Source organism: Rhodococcus sp. 14-2483-1-2, assembly GCF_002259405.1.
Classification (GTDB): domain Bacteria; phylum Actinomycetota; class Actinomycetes; order Mycobacteriales; family Mycobacteriaceae; genus Rhodococcoides.
Genome location: NZ_NPFW01000021.1, coordinates 1 through 26,859, shown reverse-complemented (window position 1 = coordinate 26,859; position 26,859 = coordinate 1). Strand labels below are relative to the sequence as shown.

Here is a 26,859-nt window from a genome sequence, read left to right as displayed (position 1 = left end):
GCACCGGCACGCGCGAGTGGCGGAATTGGCAGACGCGCTGGATTTAGGTTCCAGTGTCTCAGGACGTGGGGGTTCAAGTCCCCCCTCGCGCACGACGGTCGTTCGGGCCGGTTTTCACATGCTCCTGGCTCGGTCAGGTCCAGGGTCGACAAGCACCGACACGTGAAGGCGGTTCGAATGCCCGAGGAAGCGAACGACGCGATCTTCGCCGAGATCACAGACGAGAGACGTTCTCTCGCAAGAACTCTCGAGTCTCTCACCCCTGAACAATGGGACACCCCATCGCTGTGCGAGGCCTGGACGGTCCGCGACGTCGCCGCCCATCTGGTGGTGCCACTGATCGTCCCGCTCTGGCAGTTCGGACTCGTCATGGTGCGCACCCGAGGCAACTTCGACCGAGCCAATCAACTGATGACCACACGCGTTCGTCGCGAGCACGAAGACGAATTGCCTGCCTTGCTCACCGCTCACGCCGACAAGAAATTCACCCCGCCCGGCCACGGTCCGCTGGCCCCCTTGTCCGACGTCATCGTGCACGGACTCGACGTGTGCAGGCCGCTGGGAATCGAGCACCACGTTCCCGACCACCGCATGATCACGATGCTCGACTTCCTGGTGCCCGCGAGCGGTGCCGCACCGTTCAAGGGCCCCGAACTTCGTCTGCAGTGGCGCGCGACCGATCTCGACTGGAGCCGCGGCGAGGGCCCGGTCATCGAAGGATCGGCCGGCACCCTGGCCCTGGTTCTGACCGGACGCAGCAGCGCTCTGGCGGACGTGACCGGGCCCGGTGCCGAGCAACTCGCCCAGGCACGGGCCAACCGTCGTCGGGCATGAGCCGCACCCGAACCGTCCATGGTGAGAATCACCGCCGGGCCGCAGCACGCGACTACCTCCAGTAGTAGTACCTCCGGTACCGTCGAGGGGTGACTTCATCCCGCCCGAACCGTCGGCCAGCGCTGATCGCGCTGGTCATCGTGTCCGCGGCGGTGTGCCTGGGCCTCGGCTGGTGGCAGTGGGAACGCTTCGAGGCAGTAGGCGGTAACGGTCAGAACCTCGGATACGCGTTCCAATGGCCCCTGTTCGCAGTGTTCGTGGTCTACGCCTACCGCAAGTTCGTCCGTCTCGAGGACGAGGACTCCGACGAAGCAGCTGCAGCTCGGCCCGACGGACCCACCGAGGTACCCCTCGACCTGCTCCCCCAGCGCAGCGCGCCGGCGGCAGACGCAAAGGACCTCGACGATCCCGAAGCCAGGCAACTACTCGAATACAACAGCTACCTCGCGGAGCTGAACGAATCCCGCGGGATCGACAGGAGCACCACGTGAGTTCGGCACCGGAGAAGGCGCAGGCGTCTGCGAACAAGACCCAGAAGATCGCATCCGCGTTGCTGCGCTATCGAGTTCTGGCCTACGCCACGGGAATCTGGCTGCTCGTTCTCGTGACCGAGATGGTCGCGAAGTACATTTTCAAGGTCGAGAACGTGCCCAATTGGATTGCCGTCGTGCACGGTTGGGTCTACCTCGTGTACCTCGTGCTCACGGTGGATCTCGCCATCAAGGTGCGGTGGCCTGCCGCCCGCACGATCGGCACACTGCTCGCCGGGACCATCCCGTTCCTGTCCTTCTACGTCGAGCACAAGCGCACCAAGCAGGTCAAAGCCGACTTCGGCGTCTGACGTCAGCAGCCGATCGACTGCGCGTTCTTCGGATCCAATGCGTTCTGCACCAGTCGCTGAGCCAGCGGATCGTACGAGATTCCCGTGTGCTCGACGGCGTTGGACGGACACACGTCCTGCAACACCACATTCGTGTTTCCCGCGCCGCTGAGCAACGAGGCCGTGTACGGAACGACGACCTGGTCGTATCGGGTGACGATCGTGGTGTAGTCGATGCCCGAGACGGTATCGCCGCCCTCGTTCAGTCGTTCGAGCACGTCGTCCTGCACCGGGGGGCCTGCCGTCGGGTAGTTCGGCGGAGACAACGCCACGATCCGCGCGACCGTGCGGTCTCCACCGAGGAAGCGGGCGTAGTAGCGCGGCACCGTGCCGCCCTTCGAGTGGCCCACGATCGACACCTTCTGCGCGCCCGTCGCCGCGAGCACGGAATCGACGAACGTCGACAGTTCCGCAGCACTCTCGGGGATGGGTTCGAGCGCACCGAGGGCCTGGACCGGCCCGGTGTTGCCGTAGTCGATCGCAAACACGCAGTATCCGGCCTCGGCCAGCTTCGGCGACAGGGACGCCCAGTTGGCGTAGGAGTTCTCCAGGAATCCGTGCACCAGCACCACCGGCTCGGGATGGTGCGCGCTCGGAACACACGAGAAGTCGTTCGAGCCCGGAGGAGTCACTCCCGGGTGCGCGATCGAGTAGGCGAGGGCCTCGGCGAACGAGCCTGCCGCGGGTGTGGCCGAGGCCGGGATACCCGTCAGGCACAACGCGCCGGCTGCGAGTGCAACCGACGTACGCCCCAGCACTGCACGCGCCCGCACGAGCTACCGCCCCGTCAGTTCTTCGAGCGCGGGAACGAGCTTGCGTAGCGCGCGGCCACGATGCGAGGCGCCGTCCTTCTCCTCGGGGCTGAGCTGCGCGGCGCTGCGGCCGTCGCCCTCGGGAACGAAGATGGGGTCGTAGCCGAAGCCGTTCTCCCCCATCGGCTCTCGGCCCACCACACCGCGCCACTCGCCGCGGACCACCGTCTCGGCACCGCCGGGAATCACCAGGGCACACGCCGAGACGAATGCGGCTCCGCGACGCTCGTCAGGGGTATCACTCAACTGCGCCAGAACCAGCGCGGTATTGGCCTCGTCCTGCCCGTGCGTACCGGACCAGCGAGCCGAGAGCACTCCGGGCATCGCGTTCAGGGCATCGATTTCGATTCCGGAATCGTCTGCCACACAAGGCAATCCGGTGGCCGCCGCGCCATCACGCGCCTTGGCGAGTGCATTCTCCTCGAAGGTCGCTCCGGTCTCGGGGGCTTCCGGAAACGGCGGCACCTCGTCGAGGCCGACCAGTTCGATTCCGGCCACTCCGGCGGCGTCGAGCACCCGCCGGAGTTCGCGCAACTTCTTCGCGTTCCGGCTCGCGACCAGAAGCTTCGAGTCAGGCACCGAACTTCTTCTTCGGTTCCGCGGCCGCAGGCTCGGGCAGTTCGCCGGGGTACGGCAACGCCAGTGCTTCCTTCTGCACCTCGAACAACTTCTCGATGCCGACGAATGCGGAGTCGAGCAACTTGTCGAGTGTGGTTCGAGGGAAGGTCGCGCCCTCTCCGGTTCCCTGGATTTCCACCAACGTGCCGGTATCGGTGGCGACGACGTTCATGTCGACCTCGGCGCGCGAATCTTCTTCGTAGGGCAGATCGAGGCGCACTCGGCCGTCGACGACGCCGACACTGACTGCGGCGATCATGCACGAGATGGGCTGCGGATCGGCCAGTCGCCCCGCTGCTCGCAGGTATGTGACCGCGTCGTTGAGCGCGACGAACGCACCGGTCACAGCCGCGGTGCGGGTACCGCCGTCGGCCTGGAGTACATCGCAGTCGAGGGCAATGGTGTTCTCGCCGATCGCAGCGAGGTCGATGCATGCTCGCAGTGAGCGCCCGACCAAGCGAGAAATTTCCTGGGTGCGCCCACCGACCTTGCCCTTGACGGACTCGCGGCCGTTGCGGGTGTGGGTGGCAGCGGGGAGCATCGCGTACTCGGCGGTGAGCCAACCGAGGCCGGATCCCTTCCGCCAGCGCGGGACGCCCTCCTCGACGCTGGCCGTGCACATCACCCTGGTGTTGCCGAATTCGACCAGCACCGACCCTGCCGGGTGGCTGGTGAATCCGCGGGTGATCTTGATGTTGCGGAGCTCGTCGTCCGCCCTGCCGTCTTCTCGTCTGGACACGACTCGAAGCCTAGCGCGTCGTCAGACGGTGAAGACGTCCCCTGGCAGAACCGCGTGCACCGGTCCGCTGAACTCTGCTTTCGCCTCGGCGATGACGTCCTCCCGTGAGGTCCATGGTGGAATATGGGTGAGCAGCAGCTCCCCTACCCCTGCCTCGCGCGCGATTCGGCCCGCCTCGGTGCCGGACAGGTGCACACCCTCGGGCCGCTCCGGACTGTCGGTCCACGACGCCTCGCACAGGAACATGTCGGCCCCGTGCGCCAGATCCCGGACTGCCTGGCACATTCCCGTGTCTCCGCTGTACGCGAACGTACGGCCTTGCGCAGTGGTGACCCGCATGCCGTACGACTCCGGCGGATGGAACACCTGCCGAGCCAGAATCGACAACTTCCCGAACTCCACGGTGCGTCCGTCCACCCAGCGACGCAGGTCGATGGTGTCGGACATGTCGTCGATCTGCCCACCGCACTCGGCCGAGGCGACTCCGAGCCGGAACGCCGTGTCCTTGGGTCCGTAGACGATCGCTCGTCCCTCCGGCGGAGTGGGGTGGTAGCGACGCCACACCAGCAGACCCGGAACGTCCAGGCAGTGATCGGCGTGCAGATGCGAGAGCAGAACGCTCACATCTCCCGGATCGGCGTAGCGCTGCAACGCCCCGAGGATGCCGGGACCGAAGTCGAGGACGACCGGCGCGGTCTCCTCTTCTTCCAACAAGTAGCCCGACGCGGGTGAATCGGGTCCGGACACACTGCCCGAACATCCCAGGACGGTAATTCGCATGAAAGCCATGCTGCCACGCCGAGCGCATCACCAGAAACGTTCGGGCAGTATTCACAGCGCGAGTCGGCGAAATTCACCGACGACCACAGGTGTGTCTGCAGTTACCTCGCGCCTACGGAGTGAGCCGATCGAGCGATTTCGCGCGCGCCCTCTCGGCTCGCGCGTCGGCGGACAACAGCCGAGCGGCAACCACTCCGCCCACCGCGCCGAACAGATGCCCCTGCCACGACACGTTCGGCTCACTCGGGAGCACGCCCCACAGGGCGCTGCCGTACAGCAGGAACACCACGACGCCGATCGCGATCTGCCCCAGTTTGCGGGTGAAGAAGCCACGCACCAACAGGTATGCGATGAAACCGAAGATCAGAATCGACGCACCGATCGTGTTCGTATAGGAACCGGCGGTGAGCCAGGTACCGAACCCTCCGACCACCCAGATGATCCCGGTGGCAGCCAGACCACGCGCCAGTCCGGAGAGCAACACCAGAAACCCGAGCACGGCGATCGGCACGGTGTTCGCGATCAGATGCTGCCAGTCGTCGTGCAGCACGGGCGCGAACAGAATGCCCCACAACCCCTCGACCGAGCGGGCCTGGATCCCGTTGCGTTCGAGCCTCGACCCACTGGCCACATCGATGAACTCGATGACCCACAGCAGCACGGTGAATGCTCCCACCAGCACCGCGGCCCGCATCCAGACCGGCCGCTCACGCTCGGCTGGACGGTTACTGATCTCGCTCATGATCGCCTCCGGATTCGGTCCCTCCACGGTACCGGGCAGAGGTATCGCGTGAGCCGCGCTCAGGCTCCCGATCCACCGAACGCCGACGGGAAGATCTGGCGGTAGGTAGGGATCCCGGCCACCGAGGTGGCGTCGAGCAGGGCCCGGACGATGGCTCGCTCGACGACGATCGCTGCGGCCTCGGTGACCGCGGCCAGTATCGGTAGTTCCGTCGAGAACGCGGCGGGCACCGACGACTCTGCGGTGACGGGTCTGGTGCCGGTGGACACGGCGAAGATCGTGTCGCCGTCGAGCGGCGAGTGTGCCGGTCGAACGGCCCGCGCCAGACCGTCGTGACCGGCGACGGCAATCCGCTTGCACGACGCAGACGACAACGCAGCGTCGGTGGCGACAACCCCGATCGTGGTGTTCAGTGCCGTGCCTTTGGGTTCGAGGGCGAGCGCGGCCCACAGCTGATTCACGTCGGGCTTGCGCATACCGAACGCCGCAGGCCCGAGCGTGCCGACACCCCACAGCAGTCCGGTACGCGGATCGAACACTGCGCCCACCGGATTGGCGACCATCAGCGCCGCGACCGTGACCCCGTCGGCCGGCCCGCCCTCGATCACCGTGCTGGCCGTACCGACACCTCCCTTGAGCACTCCGGCGCGGGCACCGACTCCTGCCCCGACCGATCCCGTCGCGAAGTCGGTCGCTGCTGCTGCCGCCGCGAGATAGCCGAACTCCGCCGTCGGACGCGCAGTCCACTCACCGACCGGAAGATCGAAGATCACCGCGGCCGGCACGATCGGTACGACGAGGTCGGGACTGCCGATCGGAATCCCCTGGCCGTGCTCTTCGAGCCACCGCATGACGCCGTCGGCCGCGGCGAGTCCGTAGGCACTGCCCGCGGTCAACAGGATCGCGTTGACGTGCTGGACGGAATGACTCGGATCGAGCAGATCGGTCTCGCGAGTCCCCGGCCCGCCGCCGCGAACATCGACTGCCGCCGTCGCACCTCCGAGTGCACGAACCACCGTGCAGCCGGTCGCCGAACCGGAACCCATGGTGGCATCGTCGTCTCGTTCGTGATGATGACCGACCAGCAGACCTGCCACGTCGGTCAGGGAATCCCGCGGTCCGGGAGTCTGGAATGCAGCGGTCACGCGTGCGTCCTAGGGAATGAGGACCTGTACGAGTGAATCCTGCATCCAGGTCAGCCAGTGGTAGACGTCGAGATGTGGAGCGCGGGGATCGCCCTCGTCGAGGACATCGGGTGTATCCGCGCTGATCCCCAGCGTCGTGCCGAGCGCCAACCTCACGTCGTTGAGGCCAGTCAACCATGCATCCGCCTGCTCCTGGGTGAGCACGATCTTGCCACCGGACTCGGGAAGGGTGGCCAGGATCGTCGATCCGGCGGCAATCTTCTCGTCGATGATCTCGGGCTCGTGAAGTCCGCGCAGTGCACCGTTGAGGTCTGCCGGGTCCTCCTCGTCGCGGCCGGGGTCGGCGCGGTGGAAGTCCGGCAGCAGCCGAGCCAGTGCGGCGTCCTCGGGCGGGCTGTTGTGCCCGGTACGCAGACCGGTCAGCGCCGCGAGTTCGTCGGTGGGCGCAGCGGCGGAACGGTCGCGCAGCAATCCGAGAACCGAGCCGACCAGCGAACGGAGTACGGCGGCCTCACGAGCATCGATCTCGGACTTGATCTTGACCCCGGACAGCGAATTCCGTCTCGTCCACGTGCGCACTGTTGCTGATGTCCTGTCTGACGAAGAGGGGGGAGCTTCTACTTGTCCTGCTGCATGGTGGCCCACAGACCCGCCGCGTGCAGCCGTCGAACATCGTTCTCCATCGCGTCGCGCTCACCGCTCGACACCACGGCCTTGCCTTCGGAATGCACCTGCATCATCAGCTCGGTGGCCTTGGCCTTGCTGTAGCCGAAGAGCTTCTGGAAGACGTAGGTGACGTAATGCATCAGGTTGACCGGGTCGTCCCACACGATGGTGACCCAGGGGGTGTCGTGGGATTCGTCGGCAGCGACGGCCTCGGTCTGGGCCGGAACCGCTTGCGGTGACGCGGCGACGACCCCACCTGCCGAGAAGCCGTCCACGGGCAGAAGCGTTCCATCCACCGTCAACCAAGGCATGTCCACAGGGTACGGCGTGTCGGGCCAGCGTCACACGCTCGCCCCTTCGCTCGTAGTGTGGGCGAGGTGAGCAACGACGCGACCACAGATCACGCGATTTTCACCGACGACGTCAGTACCGCGCTGCTGACCGATCAGTACGAGTACACGATGCTGTCGGCCGCTCTGGCCAGCGGCAACGCAGATCGTGTCTGCAGCTTCGAGGTCTTCGCGCGCAGGTTGCCCGCAGGCCGCCGGTACGGGGTTCTCGCGGGCACCGGCCGGATACTCGACGCCATCGCGCGCTTTCGGTTCGGCCCGGACGAGCTACGCATCGTGGCCGAATTTCTCGACGCAGATACCGTCGAGTGGCTGCGCAACTACCGCTTCACCGGCGACATCGACGGTTATCGCGAGGGCGAGCTGTACTTCCCCGGCTCCCCCGTTCTGACGGTCCGCGGCACGTTCGCCGAGTGCGTCGTTCTCGAGACCGTGGTGCTCTCGATCCTCAACCACGACAGCGCCATCGCGTCCGCTGCAGCCCGGATGGTCACCTCGGCCAAATCTCGACCGATCATCGAGATGGGATCGCGGCGCACCCACGAGGAAGCAGCTGTCGCCGCCTCGCGCGCGGCATACCTCGCCGGGTTCACCGCGACGTCCAACCTCGAAGCCGTCCGACGCCACGGCGTCCCAGGCGCGGGTACGTCGGCGCACGCCTTCACGCTGCTGCACACCACCGCCGACGGCCCGGACGAACGGTCCGCATTCGCGGCTCAGGTGCGTGCGCTCGGTGTGGGCACCACCCTGCTCGTCGACACCTACGACATCACCCAGGGCGTCGCCAACGCCATCGAGGTGGCCGGCCCCGAACTCGGCGGTGTGCGCATCGACTCGGGCGACCTCGGTGTACTCGCGCGGCAGGTACGCGACCAATTGGATGCCCTCGGTGCGCCGAAGACCAAAATCGTCGTTTCGGGTGACCTCGACGAATACGCCATCGCCGCATTGCGCGCCGAGCCGGTCGACTCCTACGGCGTCGGCACCTCGCTCGTCACCGGTTCCGGTGCACCGACGGCGGGCATGGTCTACAAGCTGGTCACCGTCGACGGCATTCCCGTCGCCAAGCGCAGCAGCCACAAGGAGTCGCGCGGTGGCACCAAGGCGGCACTGCGTACCGCGCGCCGCACCGGCACCGCAGTCGAGGAGATCGTGCACCCGTTCGACGCTCCCCCGACCGTCGAGAGCGATCTGACGGTGGAGACGTTGACCACGCCGTTGGTCCGCGGAGGAGAACGAGTCGCCGACCTACCGACACTCGCCGACGGCCGTGACCTGCTGGCCCGACGCCTGGTCAGCCTCCCGTGGGAGGGCTTGAAGCTGTCCCAGGGCGAACCGGCCATACCCACTCGCTTCGTCGAGGGGTGACAGCGGTGTCGGTACCGAACCGGGTGGGCGATCGGCAGTAGTCTGCTTCGGTGCCGTCGAAGACCGAGTTGCCACCCGTTCCCGCTCTCCTGCAGGTCGCGGTGCACTCCCTCGGCGGCAAGGAACGCAGCAATCAGCTGACGATGGCCTCGGCGGTGGCGCACTCGATCGATACCGGGGAGCATCTCGCGGTGCAGGCAGGCACCGGAACCGGCAAGTCCCTCGCGTACCTCGTTCCCAGCATTCGGCACGCCGTGGAATCCGGCAAGACCGTCATCGTCTCCACGGCCACCATCGCGCTGCAGCGGCAGCTGGTCGACCGCGATCTACCGCGCCTGTCCGACGCCTTGACCGAGGCCGTCGGCCGCCGCCCGAAGTTCGCAATCCTCAAGGGCCGCAACAACTATCTGTGCATGAACAAGATCCACACCGGGGCTGCGCAAGAGGCACCGGATGCGGAACTGTTCGACCCGTTCGCCGTCTCGCGGATGGGACGCGAGGTGGTACGGCTGACGAAGTGGTCGTCCGAGACCGAGACCGGCGACCGCGACGACGTCGTGCCCGGGGTCAGCGATCAGGCCTGGCGTCAGGTCAGCGTCACTGCCCGCGAATGCCTGGGCAAGTCCCGCTGCCCCGTCGGCGAGGACTGCTTCGCCGAGCGCGCGCGCACCGAGGCTGCCCAGGTCGACGTCGTGGTGACCAATCACGCCCTGCTCGCGATCGACGCGATCACCGGAATTCAGATCCTGCCCGAGCACGATGTCGTGGTCGTCGACGAGGCCCACGAATTGGTCGACCGAGTGACCGGCGTTGCCACCGAGGAGCTGTCTGCCGCGACCGTCACCGCCGCGGCGCGCCGTAGCGCGAAGTTGATCGAAGAAGAGACGGTCGATCAGCTCGAAGGAGCCGCCGAGAACTGGGCCGCGATTCTGGACGAGCTACCCCCGAGCCGCTGGCAGTCTCTGCCCGACGGCGTCGGCCCCGCGCTCGCCTCCATTCGCGACGCCGCCTGGGCGGTCCGCACCGCGATCGGCCCCAACAAGCAGGGCATGGCGGCCAGCGATCCCGAGGCTGCCGCGGCTCGCAGCGCCGCACTCGTCGCGGTCGACGAGGTGCACGACAGTGCCGTACGCGTCCTCACGGCGTTCGACGAACCCGACCCGGCCAAACGCAAGGACGTGGTCTGGCATGCCGTCGACGATTTCCGCGGCAACGTCAAACGCACCGTCCGCATCGCCCCGCTGTCGGTGGGCGGGCTGCTCCGAGCGCGCCTGTTCGCCGAGTCCACCGTGGTGCTCACCTCCGCGACCTTGACCGTCGGCGGATCGTTCGACGGGTTGGCCGTCAACTGGGGGCTTCCCGCAGAGAAGCCGTCGCGCAGTGACACCGCGATGGCATCGGGCGTGGAACCACCGTCCGACACCGGGTCGATCAGGTGGAATTCGCTCGACGTCGGGTCGCCGTTCGACCACGCCAGGGCCGGCATCATGTACATCGCCAAGCATCTGTCGCCACCCGGACGTGACGGCCTCTCGAAGTCCTCCCTCGACGAGATCGAGTCGCTGGTCAGCGCCGCAGGCGGCCGAACGCTCGGACTCTTCTCGTCCATGCGCGCCGCCAAGGCCGCCGCCGAGGAGATGCGGGAGCGCCTCGATACGCCGATCCTGTGCCAGGGCGACGATTCCACCGGCGCACTGGTGCAGAAGTTCGCCGACGACGAGGCCACCTCCCTGTTCGGGACGCTGTCTCTGTGGCAGGGCGTCGACGTCCCCGGCCCGTCGTTGAGTCTGGTGATCCTGGACCGCATTCCGTTCCCGCGGCCCGACGATCCGCTGCTGGTGGCCAGGCAGCAGGCCGTCGAATCACGTGGCGGCAACGGCTTTCTCGCGGTCGCCGCCAACCACGCGGCCCTGCTGCTGGCGCAGGGCGTCGGCCGACTGCTTCGTAGCGTCGACGACAAAGGTGTTGTCGCCGTTCTCGATTCGCGCCTGGCGACCGCCCGCTACGGCGACTACCTACGTGCCTCGCTGCCGCCGTTCTGGGAGACCTCGGACCCGGAGGTGGTCCGCAAGGCCCTCACCCGTCTCGCCGGAAAGTAGCTGCTCCCTAGGGCGTCGCCACCAGACCCAGCTCGGCATCCGAGGCCAGACCGTGGTGATGAGGTAGCACCCGCACCGTGTATCCCACCGTGCCGCTGTGCGGCAGCCGCGTCTCGCCCGCATACACGTGCTCGCCGCCGCCCGTTCCCACGTGCGTCATGGCTGTCGTGCGAATGTCGGTGAGGTTCTCGTCCTCGTCGACGCGTCCCACGACCGCCTGCACCACCACGTCCGACGCGTCCAAGCCGCCGAGATCGACGTTGGCGCGCAGCGAGAGCTCAGCACCGATCACCGGAGTGTCCGGCAGACCCTCGCTGTCGACGCGGGTGACTTTCACTGCGCCCCAGGCCTGTTCGACGCGGCGGCGGTACGACGCGACATCCGTGGCACCGCGGTGATCATCGGCCGATGCCGCGCGGGCGGATTCCGCTGCGGGCGCGTAGTAGCCCAGTGTGTAGTCCTGAACCATTCTCGACGCCAACACTTTCGGGCCCAACTGCTCGAGCGTGTGCCGCACCATTTCGATCCAGCGGCTCGGCACACCGTCGTCCCCGCGGTCGTAGAACTTGGGTAGCACTGCCTGTTCGAGTAGTTCGTAGAGTGCAGCGGCTTCGAGATCGTCGCGGCGGTTGTCGTCGGTGACGCCGTCCGCGGTGGGAATGGCCCAGCCGTTCTCGCCGTCGTACATCTCGTCCCACCACCCGTCGCGAATCGACAGGTTCAGGCCGCCGTTGAGCGCGGACTTCATGCCCGAGGTGCCGCACGCTTCGAGCGGTCGCAACGGATTGTTCAGCCACACATCGCATCCCCAGTACAGGAATCGCGCCATGGACATGTCGTAGTCGGGCAGGAACACGATGCGGTGCCGTACGTCGGCCTGATCGGCGAACCTGACGATCTGCTGGATGAGCGCCTTTCCACCGTCGTCGGCGGGGTGCGACTTGCCCGCGACCACCAGCTGGACCGGACGAACCGGGTCCAGCAACATGGCGCGCAGCCGCTCGGGTTCGCGGAGCATCAGGGTCAGACGCTTGTACGTCGGTACCCGTCGCGCAAAGCCGACGGTGAGTACGTTGGGATCGAAAACATTTGCTGTCCAACTGATCTCGGCCTCGGTCGAGCCGCGTTCGAGAGCCGAGCGCCGCACCCTGCGCCGTACCTCGTCGACCAGTTGCGCGCGCAGGGCGTTGCGTGTGGACCACACCTGATCCGAGGACAGCGGCCCCGGCTCCCCCTCTGCCCATTCCCGAGCAGACCACGTCGGAGCGTGGACGCCGTTGGTGACCGATCCGATAGGCACCTCGGATGCGTCGAATCCCCGCCACAGGTCGTTGAACATCTCGCGGCTGACGATGCCGTGCAGCTTCGACACACCGTTGGCGCGTTGTCCCAGACGCAACCCCATGTGCGCCATGTTGAACACCGACGCGTCGCTCTCGCCGCCGAGGGCGAGGATTCGATCCATCGGCAGACCCGGCAGCAGCGCCGAGTCCGCGCCGCCGTCCGCACTACCGAAGTAATGCCGCACCAGATCGGCCGGAAACCGGTCGATGCCGGCGGGGACAGGGGTGTGGGTGGTGAAGACGGTGCCGGCCCGCACCGCGGCCAGCGCCGCGTCGAAGTCCAGGGTTCCCGAGGTGACGAGTTCGCGGATACGTTCTACGCCCAGGAAGCCGGCATGACCCTCGTTCATGTGGAACACCTCGGGATCGGGCAGTCCGTGCGCACGGGTGTAGGCCCGGATCGCTCGAACGCCGCCGATACCGGCGAGTATCTCCTGCTTGATGCGGTGGTCCTGGTCGCCGCCGTACAACCGGTCGGTGACCCCACGCAGCTCCGGGTCGTTGTCGGCGATGTCGGAATCGAGCAGCAGCAGCGGGACGCGTCCCACCTGGGCGATCCACACCCGTGCCCGCAGAACCCGAGATCCGGGCATGGACACGTGGATGAGCACCGGTGAGTCGCCGTCGTCGGTGAGCAATCGCAGCGGCAGACCGTGCGGGTCGAGTGACGGATAGCGTTCGGCCTGCCAGCCGTCGGCCGTCAGCGACTGGCGAAAGTAGCCCGAGCGGTAGAGCAACCCGACACCGATCAACGGCAGTCCCAGGTCGGAGGCAGCCTTGAGGTGGTCGCCGGCCAGAATCCCGAGGCCGCCGGAGTAGTTGGGCAGCACCTCGGTGACGCCGAACTCCATCGAGAAATACCCGATGCCCGACGGCAGAGCACGTCCCTCGGCCAGTTCGTTCTGGTACCAGAGCGGACGGGCGAGGTAGTCGTGCAGATCCGCCTCGGCGGCGTCCAGCTCGGCCAGAAAGCGCTCGTCGGCCGCGAGTTCCTCGAGCCGCGCCGGTGCGACGGCTCCCAGTACGGCCACCGGATCGCGCTCGAGTTCGGTCCACAACAGTGGATCGATGTGCTCGAACAGATCCTGCGTCGACGAGTGCCACGACCACCTGAGGTTTGTCGAGAGCTCGGCGAGGGCATTCAAGCGGGCGGGAAGGTGGGCTCGGACGGTGAATCGGCGCAAAGCTTTCACAGGGTCGAACCCTACCCACGGACACCTGTGTCGATGGGCGGCTTGCACGAAATCTGCTCCGCGGTGCCCGTCACGGGCAGTATGCGTCGGCGCACGCGCCATCTGCATTGCTGCATTACGGTTGACGAATAGAAGCACACCAATATCGGTTCGATCAGAGGTTGCGCCCGCGCAGCCATACCTCTAGCGAAGAATGGAGTGTGAAGTGACAGGTCGACTTGGTATCGACAATGTCCTTCCAGATACGACGACCGGGAAGTACCCCGCGAAAGCGGTGGTGGGCGAGACGTTTCCAGTCTCCGCCGACGTCTGGCGCGAGGGTCACGACGCGGTGGCCGCGACACTGTCGGTGCGCGGACCGGGAGGCAAACTCGAACGCATCCCGATGACACCGGGCCGCGAACCCGACACGTTCGACGCGGTGTTCGTCCCCTCTCGGCCGGGTTACTGGATCTGCCGCATCGAAGCGTGGAGCGATCCGATCAGCACCTGGCGCCATGCCGTCGAAGCCAAGCTCGGAGTGGGCCAGAGTGCTCACGAGCTCGCGAACGATCTCGAGATCGGGGCGCGGCTCTTCCTGCGGGCTGCCACCGGCGTTCCTGCCGAGAGCAGGCAGATGCTGGCCGATGTCGCGGCCGCGTTGCGCGACACCGATCGCCCGCTGCCTGCCCGGGTCTCCTCCGCGTTCGCGTCGTCGGTCGCCGAGTTGCTGTTCGCTCACCCGCTGCGCGAACTGGTGACTCGTTCTCGCGCGGTCAACGTGTGGGTCGATCGCAATCTCGCCCTCAACGGTGCGTGGTACGAGTTCTTCCCTCGGTCCACCGGCGGATGGAACGAGGACGGCTCTCCTCGACACGGCACGTTCGCGACGTCGATCGAGCAGTTGCCCCGCATCGAGCGGATGGGATTCGACATCGTCTACCTGCCGCCGATCCACCCCATCGGCACCATCAACCGCAAGGGCCCGAACAACACGTTGACCCCCGGTCCCGAGGACGTCGGATCGCCGTGGGCCATCGGCTCCGAGGACGGCGGGCACGACGCCATCCATCCGGAACTGGGCACCGAGGACGATTTTCGCGCGTTCGTCGCCGCCGCACAGGAGCACCACCTGGAAGTGGCCCTCGATCTCGCCCTTCAGGCTGCTCCCGACCATCCCTGGGCTGCAACACATTCCGAGTGGTTCACGGTGCTACCGGACGGCACGATCGCCTATGCCGAGAATCCGCCGAAGAAGTACCAGGACATCTACCCGGTCAACTTCGACAACGACCGACGTGGCATCTACGAAGAAGTGCTGCGCGTGGTCCGATACTGGATCTCTCTCGGGGTCAAGGTCTTCCGAGTCGACAACCCACACACCAAGCCGCCGGACTTCTGGGAATGGCTCATCGCCGAGGTCAAGAAGACCGACCCGGACGTGCTGTTCCTCGCCGAGGCGTTCACTCGACCGGTGCGCATGTACGGGCTCGCGCAGCGCGGCTTCACGCAGTCGTACACGTACTTCACTTGGCGTACCGCCAAGTGGGAGCTGACCGAGTTCGCCGAGGAGCATGCTCGACGCGCCGACGACGCGCGGCCGAACCTGTTCGTCAACACCCCGGACATCCTGCACGAGAGCCTGCAACACGGCGGACCCGGAATGTTCGCTCTCCGAGCAGCTCTCGCGGCGACGATGGCACCCACCTGGGGCGTCTACTCGGGCTACGAGCTGTTCGAGCACCAGGCGGTGCGAGAGGGCAGCGAGGAATACCTGGACTCGGAGAAGTACCAGTTGCGCCCACGCGATTTCGAGGGTGCGCTGGCCCGCGGCGAGTCACTCGAGCCCTGGATCACCACGCTGAACGCGATTCGGCGTGCGCATCCGGCGCTGCAGCAGCTCCGCAACATCCACTTCCACACCATCGACAACGAGGCGCTGATCGGCTATTCCAAGTTCGACCCGCAGACCGGTGACTCGATCCTGGTGGTGATCAACCTCAATCCCTTCGGTGCCGAAGAAGGCACCATCCACCTGGACATGCCTGCCCTCGGCCACGACTGGCAGGACACCCTCACGATCAAGGACGAAGTGAGCGGCGTCCACTACGACTGGGGCCACACCAATTTCGTCAGGCTCGAGCCCTGGACGTCGGTGGCGCACATCTTCACGCTCCCCCACATCCCATACCCGGCTCGTATCGAACTGGCCTACCGCGGCAACCGAAAGTGAGTGGATTCAACGTGACCGAGAATCCGAGAACACCCGAAGACACCGTCGCAGCCCCGTCCGACAACGATCTCGACCTCATCGCTGCCGGGCGGCACTACAACCCGCATTCCGTCCTCGGTGCCCACCCTGTGCCGGGCGGAACGGCGATCCGCGCCCTCAAGCCCGACGCCGAGAAGGTCGTCGCCCGCGTCGGTGGCGTCGACCACGAGTTGACCCACGTCGCGCACGGAGTCTTCTCGGCGCTGCTCCCGTTCGAGGACCTGATCGACTACCGCCTCGTGGTGACGTGGCCCGGCGGACACGTCTCCGAATCCGCCGACGGATACCGCTTCCTGCCCACTCTCGGCGAACTCGATCTGCACCTGTTCGGCGAGGGCAGGCACGAGCGTCTGTGGGACATTCTCGGCGCGCACCAACAGTCGTATGCGACTCCGGACGGTGCCGTGACCGGCACCTCGTTCGCGGTCTGGGCCCCCGCAGCGCAGGGCGTCACCCTCGTCGGCGACTTCGACGGCTGGACCGGCCGCAGCTGGCCGATGCGCGTACTGGGCTCGACCGGTGTGTGGGAGCTCTTCGTTCCCGACATCGCGCCGGGAGCGCTGTACAAGTTCCGCGTCCACGGTGCCGACGGTTCGGTCAAGGACAAGGCCGACCCGATGGCCTTCGCCACCGAGATCCCACCGTCGACGGCCTCGGTCGTCACCGCGTCCTCGTACAACTGGAACGACGAGTCCTGGCTCGACACCCGGGCCGGCATCGAGCCGACGCAGGCACCGATGAGTGTGTACGAGATCCACCTGGCGTCCTGGCGACCGGGTCTGGGGTACCGCGAGCTCGCCGAGCAGTTGGCCGAATACATCACCGAAACCGGATTCACCCACGTGGAGCTGCTCCCGGTCGCCGAGCACCCGTTCGGCGGGTCCTGGGGTTACCAGGTGACGTCGTACTACGCACCGACATCGCGCTTCGGCAGCCCCGACGATTTCCGTTACTTCGTCGACCACCTCCACGGTGCCGGAATCGGCGTCATCGTCGATTGGGTTCCCGCGCACTTCCCCAAGGACGAATGGGCCCTGGCCCGGTTCGACGGCGGCCCACTGTACGAGCACGGCGACCCGCAGCGCGGCGAGCAACTCGACTGGGGCACTTTGGTGTTCGACTTCGGGCGCCGTGAAGTGCGCAACTTCCTGGTCGCGAACGCGCTGTACTGGATCGACGAGTTCCACATCGACGGACTGCGCGTCGATGCCGTCGCGTCGATGCTGTACCTGGATTACTCTCGCCCCGAGGGCGGCTGGTCGCCGAACATCTACGGTGGCCGCGAGAACCTCGAGGCCGTGACCTTCCTGCAGGAGATGAACGCAACGGTGCACAAGAAGCACCGCGGCGTCGTCACCGTGGCCGAGGAGTCGACGGCATGGCCCGGCGTCACCCGCCCGACGAACGTCGGCGGACTCGGGTTCAACATGAAGTGGAACATGGGCTGGATGCACGACACCCTCGGCTTCCTCGGGCGTGATCCCATTCATCGCAGTTACCACCACCACGAGATCACCTTTTCTCTGGTCTATGCGTGGAGTGAGAACTACCTTCTCCCCATCAGCCACGACGAGGTGGTGCACGGCAAGGGCACGTTGTGGACGCGGATGCCGGGCGACGATTACGCCAAGGCGGCCGGCCTGCGCGGCATGCTCGCCTACATGTGGGCGCACCCCGGTAAGCAACTGCTGTTCATGGGACAGGAGTTCGGGCAGACCCGTGAGTGGTCCGAGGAGCGTGGCCTCGACTGGTACCAGATCGACGAGGAACCTCTGCACAACGGCGTCAAAACCCTTGTGTCCGATCTCAACTCGACGTACAAGTCCCACCCCGCACTGTGGACGCTCGACACGTCGCCGAGTGGATACTCGTGGATCGACGCCAACGACACCGAGAACAACGTGCTGAGCTTTCTGCGGTACGGATCCGACGGTTCGGTCATCGCGTGTATTTTCAACTTCTCCGGAAACGAGCACGGCAGCTATCGTGTGGGACTACCGGAACCCGGCCGTTGGACAGAGATCCTCAACACCGACGCAACGGAGTACGGGGGCTCCGGCGTGGGCAACCTCGGTGAAGTGACGGCAACATCGCACTCGTGGCACGGTCGACCGGCGTCAGGCCAGGTCGCACTACCCGCCAACGGGGCGATCTGGATAAAACTGGAGCGATAGATGAGTGGCGGCCGCACACCCCGACTACTGGCCGCGGCCGCCACTGCAGGGTTGCTCCTGCTGACCTCGTGCGCGCAGACCGTCGGCGGGAACGCGGTATCGATCTACGAGAACCCGTTCACCGTCGCAGGACTCCCGGTCACGAGCGGACCGAGCGGGCCGCGTCCGGGAGTCCCCGATTCGACGATCGAGGTGGAGAACGCCGAGGGCACCGATTCGGACATTCTCGCCACCAACGCGATCGACGACATCCAACAGTTCTGGGCCGAGCAGTACTCCAGCTTGTTCAAGGGGTCGTTCACCCCGGTCTCGAATGTCGTCTCGTGGGACGCGTCCGAGGACGAGGGATCGGGTATCAGATTCTGCGGAGACCGAACCGGCGGTATCCCCAACGCCGCCTACTGCACCCGTGACGATTCGATCGGGTGGGATCGGACCATTCTGCTCCCGGCTCTGGTCGACGCGTTCGGACCGATGTCGGTCGTGATGGTGATCGCCCACGAATACGGCCACGCCATTCAGCATCAGTCGGGGCTCGTCGGCGACGACACCCCGACCATCGTGGCCGAGCAACAGGCCGACTGTTTCGCCGGTGCGTTCATCCGCCACGTCGCCGAAGACGATGCGCCGCACTTCACGATCAACACCTCGGACGGACTCAACGGCGTACTCGCCGCGACGGTCGCCGTGCGCGACGTCGATCCCAACGATCCCGAATCGGTGCACGGCTCGGCATTCGAGCGCGTCACCGCCGTTCAGATCGGCTTCACCGACGGCGCGGCGGCCTGCACCGGCATCGATGAGGCCGAAATCGATTCGCGTCGAGCATCGTTGCCGCAGAAGTTCAGCGACCCCGACGACTCCGGTGAGCTACCGGTGACCGAGGATTCCCTCGGTGCCTTCACCCGATCCTTCGAGAAGGTGTTGCCCGTCGCCGATCCGCCGACCGTCGACTACTCCGGTTCGGCCACCGGATGCTCCGACGCAGAGGCCACCGCACCGGTGTCGTACTGCCCGGCGACCAACACCATCGGTGTCGACGTCGAGGGCCTCGCCGAGCAGGGAATGCCCGAGACTCCCCGACGCGGAGACATCTTGCCGCTCAACGTTTCCGGCGACTACAGCGCCTACGTACTGTTCGCCTCGCGCTACACGCTCGCGGTGCAGAAGGAAGCAGGCCAGACGCTCGACGATCCGCAGGCCGCCCTACGCTCGGCCTGCCTGTCCGGAGTGATCACCTCGGCGATGAGCGTCGAGAGCGGAACGACGGACCTCGAAGTCTGGCTCTCCCCCGGCGATCTCGACGAAGCCGTGTCCGGACTGCTCAACGACGGCCTCGCCGCCAGCGACGTCAACGGTACGACGCTGCCGTCCGGCTTCTCCCGAGTCGATGCGTTCCGTTCGGGAGTTCTCGGCGGCAAGGATCGGTGCGACGCGCGCTACAGCTGAGTACCGCTGTCAGTACAGGGCGGACGCGAGTTTGCGCCGCGCGGAGACCACAAGAGGATCGGCCGAGTCGAACAACTCGAACAGCTCGAGCAGACGGGTGCGCAGCGCAGTGCGGTCGTCGCCTGCGCTGATCCTGATCCCGTCGATCAGACGAGCGAAGGCCTGTTCCGGTTGCTGACCGGCCATCTCGGCGTCCGCTGCATCGATCCGAGCCTGCACGTTTCCGGCGTCGGCGTCGGCGATTGCAATCGCGTCCGGTGCCAGGTTCTGCACCCGAGCCAGGAACTTGACCTGACGCAGCGCCGCGACGGCCTCGGTGTTCTTCGGTTCGGCGTCGATGATGGCCTGATAGGCAGCTTCTGCCTTGTCGAAATCGCCGTCGTCGATGGCTTCTTCGGCTGCGACGATCCGCGGATCCTCGATCTCGGGTTCCGGTTCGGCAGCGGCCGCCCCGGGAGGCCCGGTGAGCTTTCCCGCAGTCGCCTGCTCGACCGCTTGTAGCCACTGACGCAGCTGCTCGTCCGACTGCGTTCCCTCGAAGTCGGCGAGGGGCTGGCCGGCTGCAACGGCAACCACCGTCGGAATGGCTTTCACACCGAACGCCTGCGCGATCTGCGGATTGGAGTCCACGTCGACCCGCGCGAGCACCCATGTACCCGCGGCCTCCACGGCCAGCTGTCCGAGCTGACGCGTCAACGCCTGGGACTGCGGCGAACGCGCCGAACCCAGGTCGACGATCACCGGTACCTGCGTCGACCGCTGCAGAACCTCGGCCTCGAACGTAGCCGCAGTCACGTCGACGATCGGTGCCAGACCTCCCGCGTCGCCCCCGGATTCGGCCGCAGGTGCAGGTGCCGGACGGTCCTTGAGAACGGACAGGTCGACGGCACCGGCAATGGATGCGGGAACGACGGCTGACGGGCGGGCGGGAGGACGGGAACCGGGTCGAGTCACGCCCTACAGTTTGTCACTAACACGATGCGTCATCCACTGGCGGGCGGTCAGGACAGAACCTTCGCGTCGGCGGCGGGCCGGCCGGTGCTCAGCTCGGCGAGACGGCCGGTACGCGCGGCCCAGATCTCGAAGACGACGGTGCCGAACGGGGGAAACGCTGCAACGAGCGCCAGCAAGGTTGCCTTGACGTCCCACTTGAGCTTCACTGCCGTCAATACGGCAACGGCCAGATACACCACGAACACGCCACCGTGGATCGGTCCGAAGATCTTCACGCCGATCTCGTTGCCGTCGGCGGGGATGTACTTGAACGCCATCCCGATCAGCAGGCCCAGCCAGGTGAACGCTTCGAGCACAGCGATGAAACGGAAACGTTTGGCCGTGCTGCTCAGGTCGAAGAAGTTGGTCATGCCCGCTATTGTGCCCGTTTTGCTACGACAGAACGTAGTGGCTCTGGTCTCACCAACGACCAGAGCCACCGACGCGCTATTTCTTGGGTACTCGAACGATGAGGGCGTCGCCCTGTCCACCGCCGCCGCACAGTGCGGCCGCGCCCACTCCGCCGCCGCGTCGCTGCAGCTCGAGAGCCAGATGCAAGGCGATGCGAGCGCCGGACATGCCGAGGGGATGTCCGATGGAGATCGCTCCGCCGTTGACGTTGACGATCTCGGAGTCGATGCCGAGTTCGCGGGTCGACGCGATTCCGACCGCTGCGAAAGCCTCGTTGATCTCGACGACGTCGAGGTCCTTCGGGTCGATGCCTTCCTTCTCGCACGCCTTGGCGATCGCGCGAGCAGGCTGCGACTGCAGTGTGGAGTCCGGACCGGCCACCACTCCGTGCGCGCCGATCTCGGCGAGCCAGGTCAGTCCGAGCGATTCGGCCTTCTCCTTGCTCATCACCACGACGGCGGCGGCACCGTCGGAAATCTGCGACGCCGAGCCGGCGGTGACGGTGCCTGCCTTGTCGAAGGCGGGGCGGAGCTTGCCGAGGGAGTCGACGGTGGTGTCGGCGCGAATGCCTTCGTCTGCGGTGAACTGGATCGGCTCACCCTTGCGCTGCGGAATCGACACCGGGACCACCTCGTTGTCGAAGACGCCGTTCTTCCAGGCCGCAGCAGCTTTCTGATGCGACGCGGCGGCGAAGGTGTCCTGCTCCTCGCGAGTGATGACCTCGGTGCTCTGGTTGCGCTGCTCGGTCAGTGCACCCATGGCCTGATCGGTGAAGATGTCGTACAGCCCGTCGTAGGCGAGGTGATCACGCATGGTGACATCGCCGTACTTGAATCCGGCCCGCGACTTCTCGAGCATGTGCGGTGCCTGGGTCATCGACTCCTGACCGCCTGCGACGACGATCTCGAATTCACCGGCGCGGATCAGCTGGTCGGCCAGTGCGATGGCGTCGACGCCGGACAGGCACACCTTGTTGATCGTCAGCGCAGGCACGGTCATCGGGATACCCGCAGCAACCGCAGCCTGACGGGCCGGAATCTGGCCGGCACCAGCGGTGAGAACCTGGCCCATGATGACGTAGTCGACCTGATCCGGCGCGACACCGGCCTTGTCGAGTGCACCCTTGATGGCGATTCCGCCGAGGTCCGATCCCGAGAAGTCCTTCAGGGCACCCGAAAAACGTCCCACGGGCGTGCGAGCGCCGGCGACGATGACTGTTGTGGTCACGATTTCCTCCGAAAGTATGAAGACGGCCTTGTCGAGATCAACGCTCCGACGCCCCCTGCCGATACCGGCCGGGCGGAGCACCGAAACGTAGCTGGCGCTAACGTCATGGCCATGACCTCCAGCACGCAGTCTTACACGGGAGCTCCACTGCGCTCCGATCTGGTGACGGCTATCGATCACGTGGGTGTCGCGGTGCCTGATCTCGACGCCGCTATCGCCTGGTACACCGACCACCTCGGCATGGTTGCGGTGCACGAGGAGATCAACGAGGAGCAGGGCGTTCGCGAGGCGATGCTCTCCTTCCCCGGAGCCACCGAGAAGTCCGCTGCACTGCAGTTGCTCGCGCCGATCGACGAGTCGTCCACCATCGCCAAGTTCATCGGACGCAACGGCCCGGGACTGCAGCAGTTGGCCTACCGCGTCACCGACATCGAAGAGATCTCGACCGAGCTGCGCGCTCGCGGCGTTCGGTTGCTGTACGACGCCCCACGCCGGGGCACCGCCGATTCTCGGATCAACTTCGTCCATCCGAAGGACGCCGGTGGCGTGCTCATCGAACTTGTCGAACCGAACCCCGACGCGCACTGATCCAACTCTGTGAATCAGCCGTATGGCTCTCCACTTGACTCACCGGTAAATTGACGGCCATGGCCATCGATCATGAGCGCACTTCCACGGTGCAACTTCCCTTTTCCATCGTCCGGAAGGGGTTCGATCGCGACGAAGTCACCAATTACTTCGAGCGGTTCGACGCCGAGCTCCGGCTGACAACCGCTGACCGTGATGCGGCCGCAGCCCAGGCTCGTGATCTAGCCAAGCAACTCGACGACGCCCGTGACGAGATCGACGAACTGCGCAAGGACATCGATCGGCTGTCGGTTCCGCCCACCACAGCGGAGGGGATGAGCGATCGGATCTCACGGATGCTGCGGCTGGCCTCGGACGAGGCATCCGAAGTACGTGCCAAGGCGCATTCGGAGTCCGAGGAAATGATCTCCGTTGCGCAGCAAGAGAGTGCCCGGCTTCGCGGCCGGCACGAGTCACTGGTGGCCGAACTCGAAGAGCGCCGAACGGCACTCGAAGCCGAACACCAGCAGACCATGGCTCAGGCCCGTACCGAAGCAGCTCGAGTGGTCGAGGCCGCGCAGGCCGAGCGCGACAAGTTGGCTGCCGAATCCGAGGCCAAGCGAGCCAAGGTCCAGGAAGACTTCGAGATCACGATGGCCGAGCGCCGCACCAAGGTGCTCACCGCCCTCGAGGAACTCGAAGCGTCCAGCAAGGCCGATGCTGCTCGCCGCATCGAGGAAGCAACCACCGAATCTGCTCGACGGCTTCAGTCCGCGAGTGAGCAGGCCGAGCGTCGCATCGCGCACTCCAAAGAACTGGCCGAGGAGCTGCGTGTGCTCCGCAGTCGCGTACTGGCACAGCTGCTCGGAATTCGGGGCCAGCTCGATTCGGTTCCGGCGATGCTCGCCTCGGTCAATCGCGAGAGCGAACTGCTCGACAATCCCGACCCGACGGCCATCCTGAAGAAGGAAGAAGAGAAGGCAGCCGCGAAAGCCGAGGCCGAGAAGGAATCGGCCGACTCGGCGTCCTGACTAAGCAGATCCCCCGCCTGGCCTCCCCGCTACGACCATCTGCGGGTGAGGCCTCGCGTGTTTCGGCCGGACCAACATCCGGTATGCCAGTGTCTGCGATTGTCGGCACCGCCGAAATCGTCCGACGGCCACGCGACGATGTGTGCGACGCCCGGCCGCACCTCGTGATCACAGCCGGGGCATCGGTAGGTCTTCACGGCCTTGGCACCCGGAACCATCGGCGTCGTGTACGTGTCACCGTCCGGACCGACCTCGACCCGGTTGCCGCCCAACACGGAGTCGGTCGCCGGACCGAGGTCACTCGGGCCGCTCCGATTCGGTCGGCGGGGTTGGTTACGACGGGGCACCCGTCCAGTGTAGAGAACAGTCCGATTCGTGCCGACAGTCGTCAGAAAAGTCGGAACTCGGTACTGTCGGTTCCCCGCAGGACGTCGTAGTCGAGTGTGAGACAACGAATGCCGCGATCGGTGGCCAACGTCTTCGCCTGAGGCTTGATGACCTGTGCAGCGAACACTCCGCTGACCGGAGCCAGCAGCGGATCACGATTGAGCAGCTCCAGATACCGAGTCAGCTGTTCGACGCCGTCGATCTCACCACGTCGCTTGATCTCGACGGCCACGGTTCCGCCATCGGCGTTGCGGCACAGTAGGTCCACCGGACCGATAGCCGTCATGTATTCGCGTCGGACGAGCGTGTATCCGTCACCCAAGGTGCTGACGTGCTCGGCCAACAACTCCTGAAGATGTGCCTCCACACCGTCTTTCACCAAACCGGGATCGATGCCGAGCTCGTGACTCGAGTCGAGCTCCACGTCGTCGATGGTGATGCGAAGTTCCTCGCCGGCCTTGTTGGTGACGACCCACTTGATCGTCTCGCCCTCGGTGGTCTCGACCGTCCAGCAGGGCGGAGACATCCAGTTGAGCGGCTTGTAGGCCCTGTCGTCCGCGTGCACGCTGACCGATCCGTCGGACTTGACGAGGAGTAGACGCCGAGCCGACGGGAGGTGTGCGGTGAGGCGGCCGACGTAGTCGACTTGGCAACGAGCAATAACTAGACGCACTCGACCACCTTAAGGCAGGTGCCCCGTTAGTCTGTGACGACCATGCCGCAACTGAGACGATCTGCCGCTCCCCTTGGTTCCCGACTGCTCGGCGACACCTCCGAGTCGCCACGTCGACGACGGATCCGAATTCAGCTGCTGCTGACCGTCTTCTTGGTCCTGTCGAACCTGATCGGCGCAGTCATCGTGGGCGTTCTGATCAGCGTCGTCGTTCCCGGACCGGACGTTCTGGAGATGGATCGCTATTGGTGGGTGAACTTCATCGTCGTCCCGGTGTACGTCTTCCTCGCATTCCTGGTCGGCGTCGTCTGGGGCACCACGAGCGCGCTGAGCAGCCTGCGGTGGGGCATCGAGGATCGCCAACCCACACGATCCGAGCAGGTGGCGACTCTCGCGATGCCGTGGCGCCTGACGCGCATGCAGATAGCGCTCTGGATCGGCGCGTTGATTCTGTTGACCACGATCGACGGCATCATCGATCCTCAGGCGATACCCAAAGTTGCATTCACGATCGCCGCGGGCGGCACAGTCGTCTGCGCGTTCAGCTACCTGCTCAGTGAGTTCGCGCTTCGCCCCATCGCGGCCCGAGCACTCGAGGCGGGTGACCCACGTCGAATCCGTATCGCCGGTGTCATGGGTCGCTCCATTTTGTCGTGGTTGTTGGGAACCGGCGTTCCGGTCTCCGGACTCATGATGATCGCGGTTTTCCGCTTCCTCCGACCCGAGACGAGTGCCAACCAACTCGCCGTGTCCATCCTCGCTCTGGGCGGAATCACCATCGTCTTCGGTTTCGCATTGACCGTCCTCGGCGGCTTCGCGACCACCTCCCCCATCAACAACGTGCGGGCCGGCATGGCAGAGGTGGAGAAGGGCAACATGAATGTCCGTCTCGCGGTGTACGACGGCACCGAGCTCGGGGAACTGCAGAGTGGGTTCAACCGGATGGCCGACGGAGTGCGCGATCGGGAGAAGATCCGCGACCTGTTCGGCAGACATGTCGGACACGAAGTTGCTGAGAAGGCGTTGCAGTCCGACAGCGAACTCGGTGGCCAGGAACGCGACATAGCTGTGTTCTTCATCGACCTCGTAGGTTCGACGGAGCTGGCGGCATCCCGGCCCCCCACCGAGGTCGTGGACCTACTCAACCGATTCTTTGCAGTAGTCGTCGACGAGGTGGACGAACACGGCGGCTTCATCAACAAATTCGAGGGCGACGCGGCGCTGGCCATCTTCGGTGCCCCGAACGAAATTGCCGACCACTGCGGCTCAGCGTTGGCCGCAGCTCGGGCAATCGCCCGACGGCTGTTGGTCGAAGTACCCGAATGCAGTGCCGCTGTCGGTGTCGCAGCAGGTCGCGCCGTGGCCGGCAACGTCGGTGCGAAGTCCCGATTCGAGTACACGGTCATCGGAGACCCGGTGAACGAGGCCGCCCGCCTGTCCGAACTGGCGAAGAACGCTCCAGGAGCGATCCTGGCCTCCAAAACGGCAGTCGACGGTGCCGCGGACGACGAGGCGCACCTTTGGGAATTCGGTGATGCAGTAACCCTCCGTGGACGCTCCGCCGAGACGGTCCTCGCGAATCCGAAGGATGCGAAAGTCGCCGCCGACAAGCCTGTCGCCGTGCACGCCTGATTCCTGTCGACGGTCGTCTCCATCGATGCGGACTCAGCGTCAGCATCGGCCCGCGAATGCGCGCGCGTTTGTGAGATGCGCGGAGAATGGTCAGCGTTCGGGGTGCGATTGTGCGCGCGGATGGCGAACGCGCGCGCGTTTGTCGGGGTGTGGGGGCGGCAGTCGCGGTGCCGGGCAGCGCCGGGGGTGCGTCGGTGTGACGGTCACGTCCGGCCTGGCGACGAGCGAATGCGCGTGCGTATGTCGGGTGCGCGGGGAATGGTGAGTGTTCGGGGTGCGATTGTGCACGCGGATAGCGGATGCGCGCGCGTGTCGGCATTCATTGGTGGGGTGTGTGGGTGGTTTCGAAATGCAGAACACCCCCAGACCAGTGGTCTGAGGGTGTTCTGGCAAATTGTGTTCGGCGGTGTCCTACTCTCCCACACCCTGTCGAGTGCAGTACCATCGGCGCTGGAGGGCTTAGCTTCCGGGTTCGGAATGGGACCGGGCGTTTCC

General features: G+C 65.8%; 25 protein-coding genes, 1 tRNA gene and 1 rRNA gene. 12 read left to right on the top strand and 15 right to left on the bottom strand.

Translation table 11 applies throughout. The annotated features are described in order from the left end of the window. The first annotated feature begins 10 nt into the window (after nucleotides 1-10). From CH295_RS18720 to CH295_RS18705, 4 genes are all read left to right on the top strand, one after another. Nucleotides 11-92 (top strand) — tRNA-Leu (locus CH295_RS18720). 85 nt (nucleotides 93-177) lie between these two features. Continuing rightward, nucleotides 178-834 carry a maleylpyruvate isomerase family mycothiol-dependent enzyme gene (locus CH295_RS18715; protein ID WP_094741823.1) on the top strand — a complete coding sequence of 219 codons (657 nt, stop codon included), beginning with the start codon at nucleotides 178-180 and terminating at the stop codon, nucleotides 832-834. 89 nt (nucleotides 835-923) lie between these two features. Further along, nucleotides 924-1,325 carry a transcriptional regulator gene (locus CH295_RS18710; RefSeq protein ID WP_170945973.1) on the top strand — a complete coding sequence of 134 codons (402 nt, stop codon included), beginning with the start codon at nucleotides 924-926 and terminating at the stop codon, nucleotides 1,323-1,325. Continuing rightward, on the top strand, nucleotides 1,322-1,675 hold the full coding sequence (locus CH295_RS18705) for a DUF3817 domain-containing protein (protein WP_037193340.1): 354 nt from the start codon (nucleotides 1,322-1,324) through the stop codon (nucleotides 1,673-1,675). Before CH295_RS18710 ends, CH295_RS18705 begins: the two co-directional genes overlap by 4 nt. A gap of 2 nt (nucleotides 1,676-1,677) precedes the next feature. Here CH295_RS18705 and CH295_RS18700 read toward each other — a convergent pair whose 3' ends face one another. The 8 genes from CH295_RS18700 to clpS form a co-directional block, all read right to left on the bottom strand. Beyond that, complete coding sequence (locus tag CH295_RS18700) at nucleotides 1,678-2,487, bottom strand: esterase/lipase family protein (protein WP_094741611.1); 810 nt, start codon at nucleotides 2,485-2,487, stop codon at nucleotides 1,678-1,680. Nucleotides 2,488-2,490: 3 nt separating this feature from the next. Further along, a complete protein-coding gene (gene rdgB / locus CH295_RS18695) occupies nucleotides 2,491-3,105 on the bottom strand; it encodes an RdgB/HAM1 family non-canonical purine NTP pyrophosphatase (protein ID WP_094741610.1) in 615 nt (204 codons plus the stop codon). After that, complete coding sequence (rph, locus tag CH295_RS18690) at nucleotides 3,098-3,883, bottom strand: ribonuclease PH (RefSeq protein ID WP_037193345.1); 786 nt, start codon at nucleotides 3,881-3,883, stop codon at nucleotides 3,098-3,100. Before rph ends, rdgB begins: the two co-directional genes overlap by 8 nt. Before the next feature lie 21 nt (nucleotides 3,884-3,904). Continuing rightward, on the bottom strand, nucleotides 3,905-4,663 hold the full coding sequence (locus tag CH295_RS18685) for a cyclic nucleotide-degrading phosphodiesterase (RefSeq protein ID WP_179274635.1): 759 nt from the start codon (nucleotides 4,661-4,663) through the stop codon (nucleotides 3,905-3,907). 112 nt (nucleotides 4,664-4,775) lie between these two features. After that, nucleotides 4,776-5,405 carry a rhomboid family intramembrane serine protease gene (locus tag CH295_RS18680; RefSeq protein WP_037193347.1) on the bottom strand — a complete coding sequence of 210 codons (630 nt, stop codon included), beginning with the start codon at nucleotides 5,403-5,405 and terminating at the stop codon, nucleotides 4,776-4,778. Nucleotides 5,406-5,464: 59 nt separating this feature from the next. Continuing rightward, nucleotides 5,465-6,550 carry a P1 family peptidase gene (locus tag CH295_RS18675; RefSeq protein ID WP_094741609.1) on the bottom strand — a complete coding sequence of 362 codons (1,086 nt, stop codon included), beginning with the start codon at nucleotides 6,548-6,550 and terminating at the stop codon, nucleotides 5,465-5,467. A 9-nt stretch (nucleotides 6,551-6,559) separates the two neighbouring features. Next, nucleotides 6,560-7,129: an oxidative stress transcriptional regulator AosR gene (aosR, locus tag CH295_RS18670; protein ID WP_094741608.1), complete on the bottom strand. Its 570-nt coding sequence runs from the start codon at nucleotides 7,127-7,129 to the stop codon at nucleotides 6,560-6,562. Nucleotides 7,130-7,167: 38 nt separating this feature from the next. After that, nucleotides 7,168-7,527 (bottom strand): ATP-dependent Clp protease adapter ClpS, encoded by a 360-nt coding sequence (clpS, locus tag CH295_RS18665; RefSeq protein ID WP_306437425.1) that lies wholly within the window; start codon nucleotides 7,525-7,527, stop codon nucleotides 7,168-7,170. Nucleotides 7,528-7,677: 150 nt separating this feature from the next. On the opposite strand from clpS, the gene CH295_RS18660 reads away from it, so the two are divergent. Together CH295_RS18660 and CH295_RS18655 are read left to right on the top strand one after the other, a co-directional pair. Then, nucleotides 7,678-8,934, top strand: a complete 1,257-nt coding sequence (locus CH295_RS18660) for a nicotinate phosphoribosyltransferase (protein WP_252342119.1) — start codon at nucleotides 7,678-7,680, stop codon at nucleotides 8,932-8,934. A gap of 50 nt (nucleotides 8,935-8,984) precedes the next feature. Then, nucleotides 8,985-11,033 (top strand): ATP-dependent DNA helicase, encoded by a 2,049-nt coding sequence (locus tag CH295_RS18655; protein WP_094741606.1) that lies wholly within the window; start codon nucleotides 8,985-8,987, stop codon nucleotides 11,031-11,033. 7 nt (nucleotides 11,034-11,040) lie between these two features. Here CH295_RS18655 and glgP read toward each other — a convergent pair whose 3' ends face one another. Further along, complete coding sequence (gene glgP / locus CH295_RS18650) at nucleotides 11,041-13,569, bottom strand: alpha-glucan family phosphorylase (RefSeq protein ID WP_094741605.1); 2,529 nt, start codon at nucleotides 13,567-13,569, stop codon at nucleotides 11,041-11,043. Nucleotides 13,570-13,774: 205 nt separating this feature from the next. On the opposite strand from glgP, the gene CH295_RS18645 reads away from it, so the two are divergent. Genes CH295_RS18645 through CH295_RS18635 form a run of 3 tightly spaced genes read left to right on the top strand, consistent with a single transcriptional unit; the run spans nucleotide 13,775 to nucleotide 19,443 of the window. Further along, nucleotides 13,775-15,781: an alpha-1,4-glucan--maltose-1-phosphate maltosyltransferase gene (locus CH295_RS18645; protein WP_094635627.1), complete on the top strand. Its 2,007-nt coding sequence runs from the start codon at nucleotides 13,775-13,777 to the stop codon at nucleotides 15,779-15,781. Between the two features lie 11 nt (nucleotides 15,782-15,792). After that, complete coding sequence (gene glgB, locus CH295_RS18640) at nucleotides 15,793-17,994, top strand: 1,4-alpha-glucan branching protein GlgB (protein WP_094741821.1); 2,202 nt, start codon at nucleotides 15,793-15,795, stop codon at nucleotides 17,992-17,994. Beyond that, nucleotides 17,995-19,443: a neutral zinc metallopeptidase gene (locus CH295_RS18635; protein ID WP_094635628.1), complete on the top strand. Its 1,449-nt coding sequence runs from the start codon at nucleotides 17,995-17,997 to the stop codon at nucleotides 19,441-19,443. It begins immediately after the preceding gene. Between the two features lie 9 nt (nucleotides 19,444-19,452). On the opposite strand, the gene CH295_RS18630 is transcribed toward CH295_RS18635, so the two are convergent. The 3 genes from CH295_RS18630 to CH295_RS18620 all read right to left on the bottom strand — a co-directional run bounded on the left by CH295_RS18630 (nucleotide 19,453) and on the right by CH295_RS18620 (nucleotide 22,074). Beyond that, nucleotides 19,453-20,340, bottom strand: a complete 888-nt coding sequence (locus CH295_RS18630; protein ID WP_094741820.1) for a tetratricopeptide repeat protein — start codon at nucleotides 20,338-20,340, stop codon at nucleotides 19,453-19,455. Between the two features lie 104 nt (nucleotides 20,341-20,444). Further along, nucleotides 20,445-20,816, bottom strand: a complete 372-nt coding sequence (locus tag CH295_RS18625) for a DUF3817 domain-containing protein (protein ID WP_170945994.1) — start codon at nucleotides 20,814-20,816, stop codon at nucleotides 20,445-20,447. Between the two features lie 67 nt (nucleotides 20,817-20,883). Continuing rightward, on the bottom strand, nucleotides 20,884-22,074 hold the full coding sequence (locus tag CH295_RS18620) for an acetyl-CoA C-acetyltransferase (protein ID WP_037193362.1): 1,191 nt from the start codon (nucleotides 22,072-22,074) through the stop codon (nucleotides 20,884-20,886). Between the two features lie 105 nt (nucleotides 22,075-22,179). Here CH295_RS18620 and mce point away from each other — a divergent pair, with 105 nt between their 5' ends. Together mce and CH295_RS18610 are read left to right on the top strand one after the other, a co-directional pair. Beyond that, on the top strand, nucleotides 22,180-22,662 hold the full coding sequence (gene mce, locus CH295_RS18615) for a methylmalonyl-CoA epimerase (RefSeq protein WP_373453564.1): 483 nt from the start codon (nucleotides 22,180-22,182) through the stop codon (nucleotides 22,660-22,662). 59 nt (nucleotides 22,663-22,721) lie between these two features. Beyond that, nucleotides 22,722-23,672 (top strand): coiled-coil domain-containing protein, encoded by a 951-nt coding sequence (locus CH295_RS18610; RefSeq protein ID WP_037193363.1) that lies wholly within the window; start codon nucleotides 22,722-22,724, stop codon nucleotides 23,670-23,672. A gap of 29 nt (nucleotides 23,673-23,701) precedes the next feature. On the opposite strand, the gene CH295_RS18605 is transcribed toward CH295_RS18610, so the two are convergent. Both CH295_RS18605 and nucS read right to left on the bottom strand, forming a co-directional pair. Beyond that, nucleotides 23,702-24,019 carry an Rv1322 family protein gene (locus tag CH295_RS18605; protein WP_094741604.1) on the bottom strand — a complete coding sequence of 106 codons (318 nt, stop codon included), beginning with the start codon at nucleotides 24,017-24,019 and terminating at the stop codon, nucleotides 23,702-23,704. 41 nt (nucleotides 24,020-24,060) lie between these two features. Continuing rightward, entirely contained in the window at nucleotides 24,061-24,732 is a 672-nt protein-coding gene (gene nucS, locus CH295_RS18600; protein WP_032394670.1) for an endonuclease NucS, read from the bottom strand. 42 nt (nucleotides 24,733-24,774) lie between these two features. Here nucS and CH295_RS18595 point away from each other — a divergent pair, with 42 nt between their 5' ends. Further along, complete coding sequence (locus CH295_RS18595; protein ID WP_094741819.1) at nucleotides 24,775-26,364, top strand: adenylate/guanylate cyclase domain-containing protein; 1,590 nt, start codon at nucleotides 24,775-24,777, stop codon at nucleotides 26,362-26,364. Nucleotides 26,365-26,762: 398 nt separating this feature from the next. Here CH295_RS18595 and rrf read toward each other — a convergent pair. Then, nucleotides 26,763-26,859, bottom strand: a 5S ribosomal RNA gene (rrf, locus tag CH295_RS18590); the annotation flags it as partial.

What these genes read in the sequence shown, in the direction of transcription:
- CH295_RS18595 (WP_094741819.1), top strand. Translation starts at nt 24,775, where the DNA reads ATGCCGCAACTGAGACGATCTGCCGCTCCCCTTGGTTCCCGACTGCTC.
- CH295_RS18660 (WP_252342119.1), top strand. Translation starts at nt 7,678, where the DNA reads ATGCTGTCGGCCGCTCTGGCCAGCGGCAACGCAGATCGTGTCTGCAGC.
- CH295_RS18680 (WP_037193347.1), bottom strand. Translation starts at nt 5,405, where the DNA reads ATGAGCGAGATCAGTAACCGTCCAGCCGAGCGTGAGCGGCCGGTCTGG.
- CH295_RS18715 (WP_094741823.1), top strand. Translation starts at nt 178, where the DNA reads ATGCCCGAGGAAGCGAACGACGCGATCTTCGCCGAGATCACAGACGAG.
- CH295_RS18685 (WP_179274635.1), bottom strand. Translation starts at nt 4,663, where the DNA reads ATGCGAATTACCGTCCTGGGATGTTCGGGCAGTGTGTCCGGACCCGAT.
- clpS (WP_306437425.1), bottom strand. Translation starts at nt 7,527, where the DNA reads ATGCCTTGGTTGACGGTGGATGGAACGCTTCTGCCCGTGGACGGCTTC.
- mce (WP_373453564.1), top strand. Translation starts at nt 22,180, where the DNA reads ATGGCCATGACCTCCAGCACGCAGTCTTACACGGGAGCTCCACTGCGC.
- CH295_RS18635 (WP_094635628.1), top strand. Translation starts at nt 17,995, where the DNA reads ATGAGTGGCGGCCGCACACCCCGACTACTGGCCGCGGCCGCCACTGCA.
- CH295_RS18610 (WP_037193363.1), top strand. Translation starts at nt 22,722, where the DNA reads ATGGCCATCGATCATGAGCGCACTTCCACGGTGCAACTTCCCTTTTCC.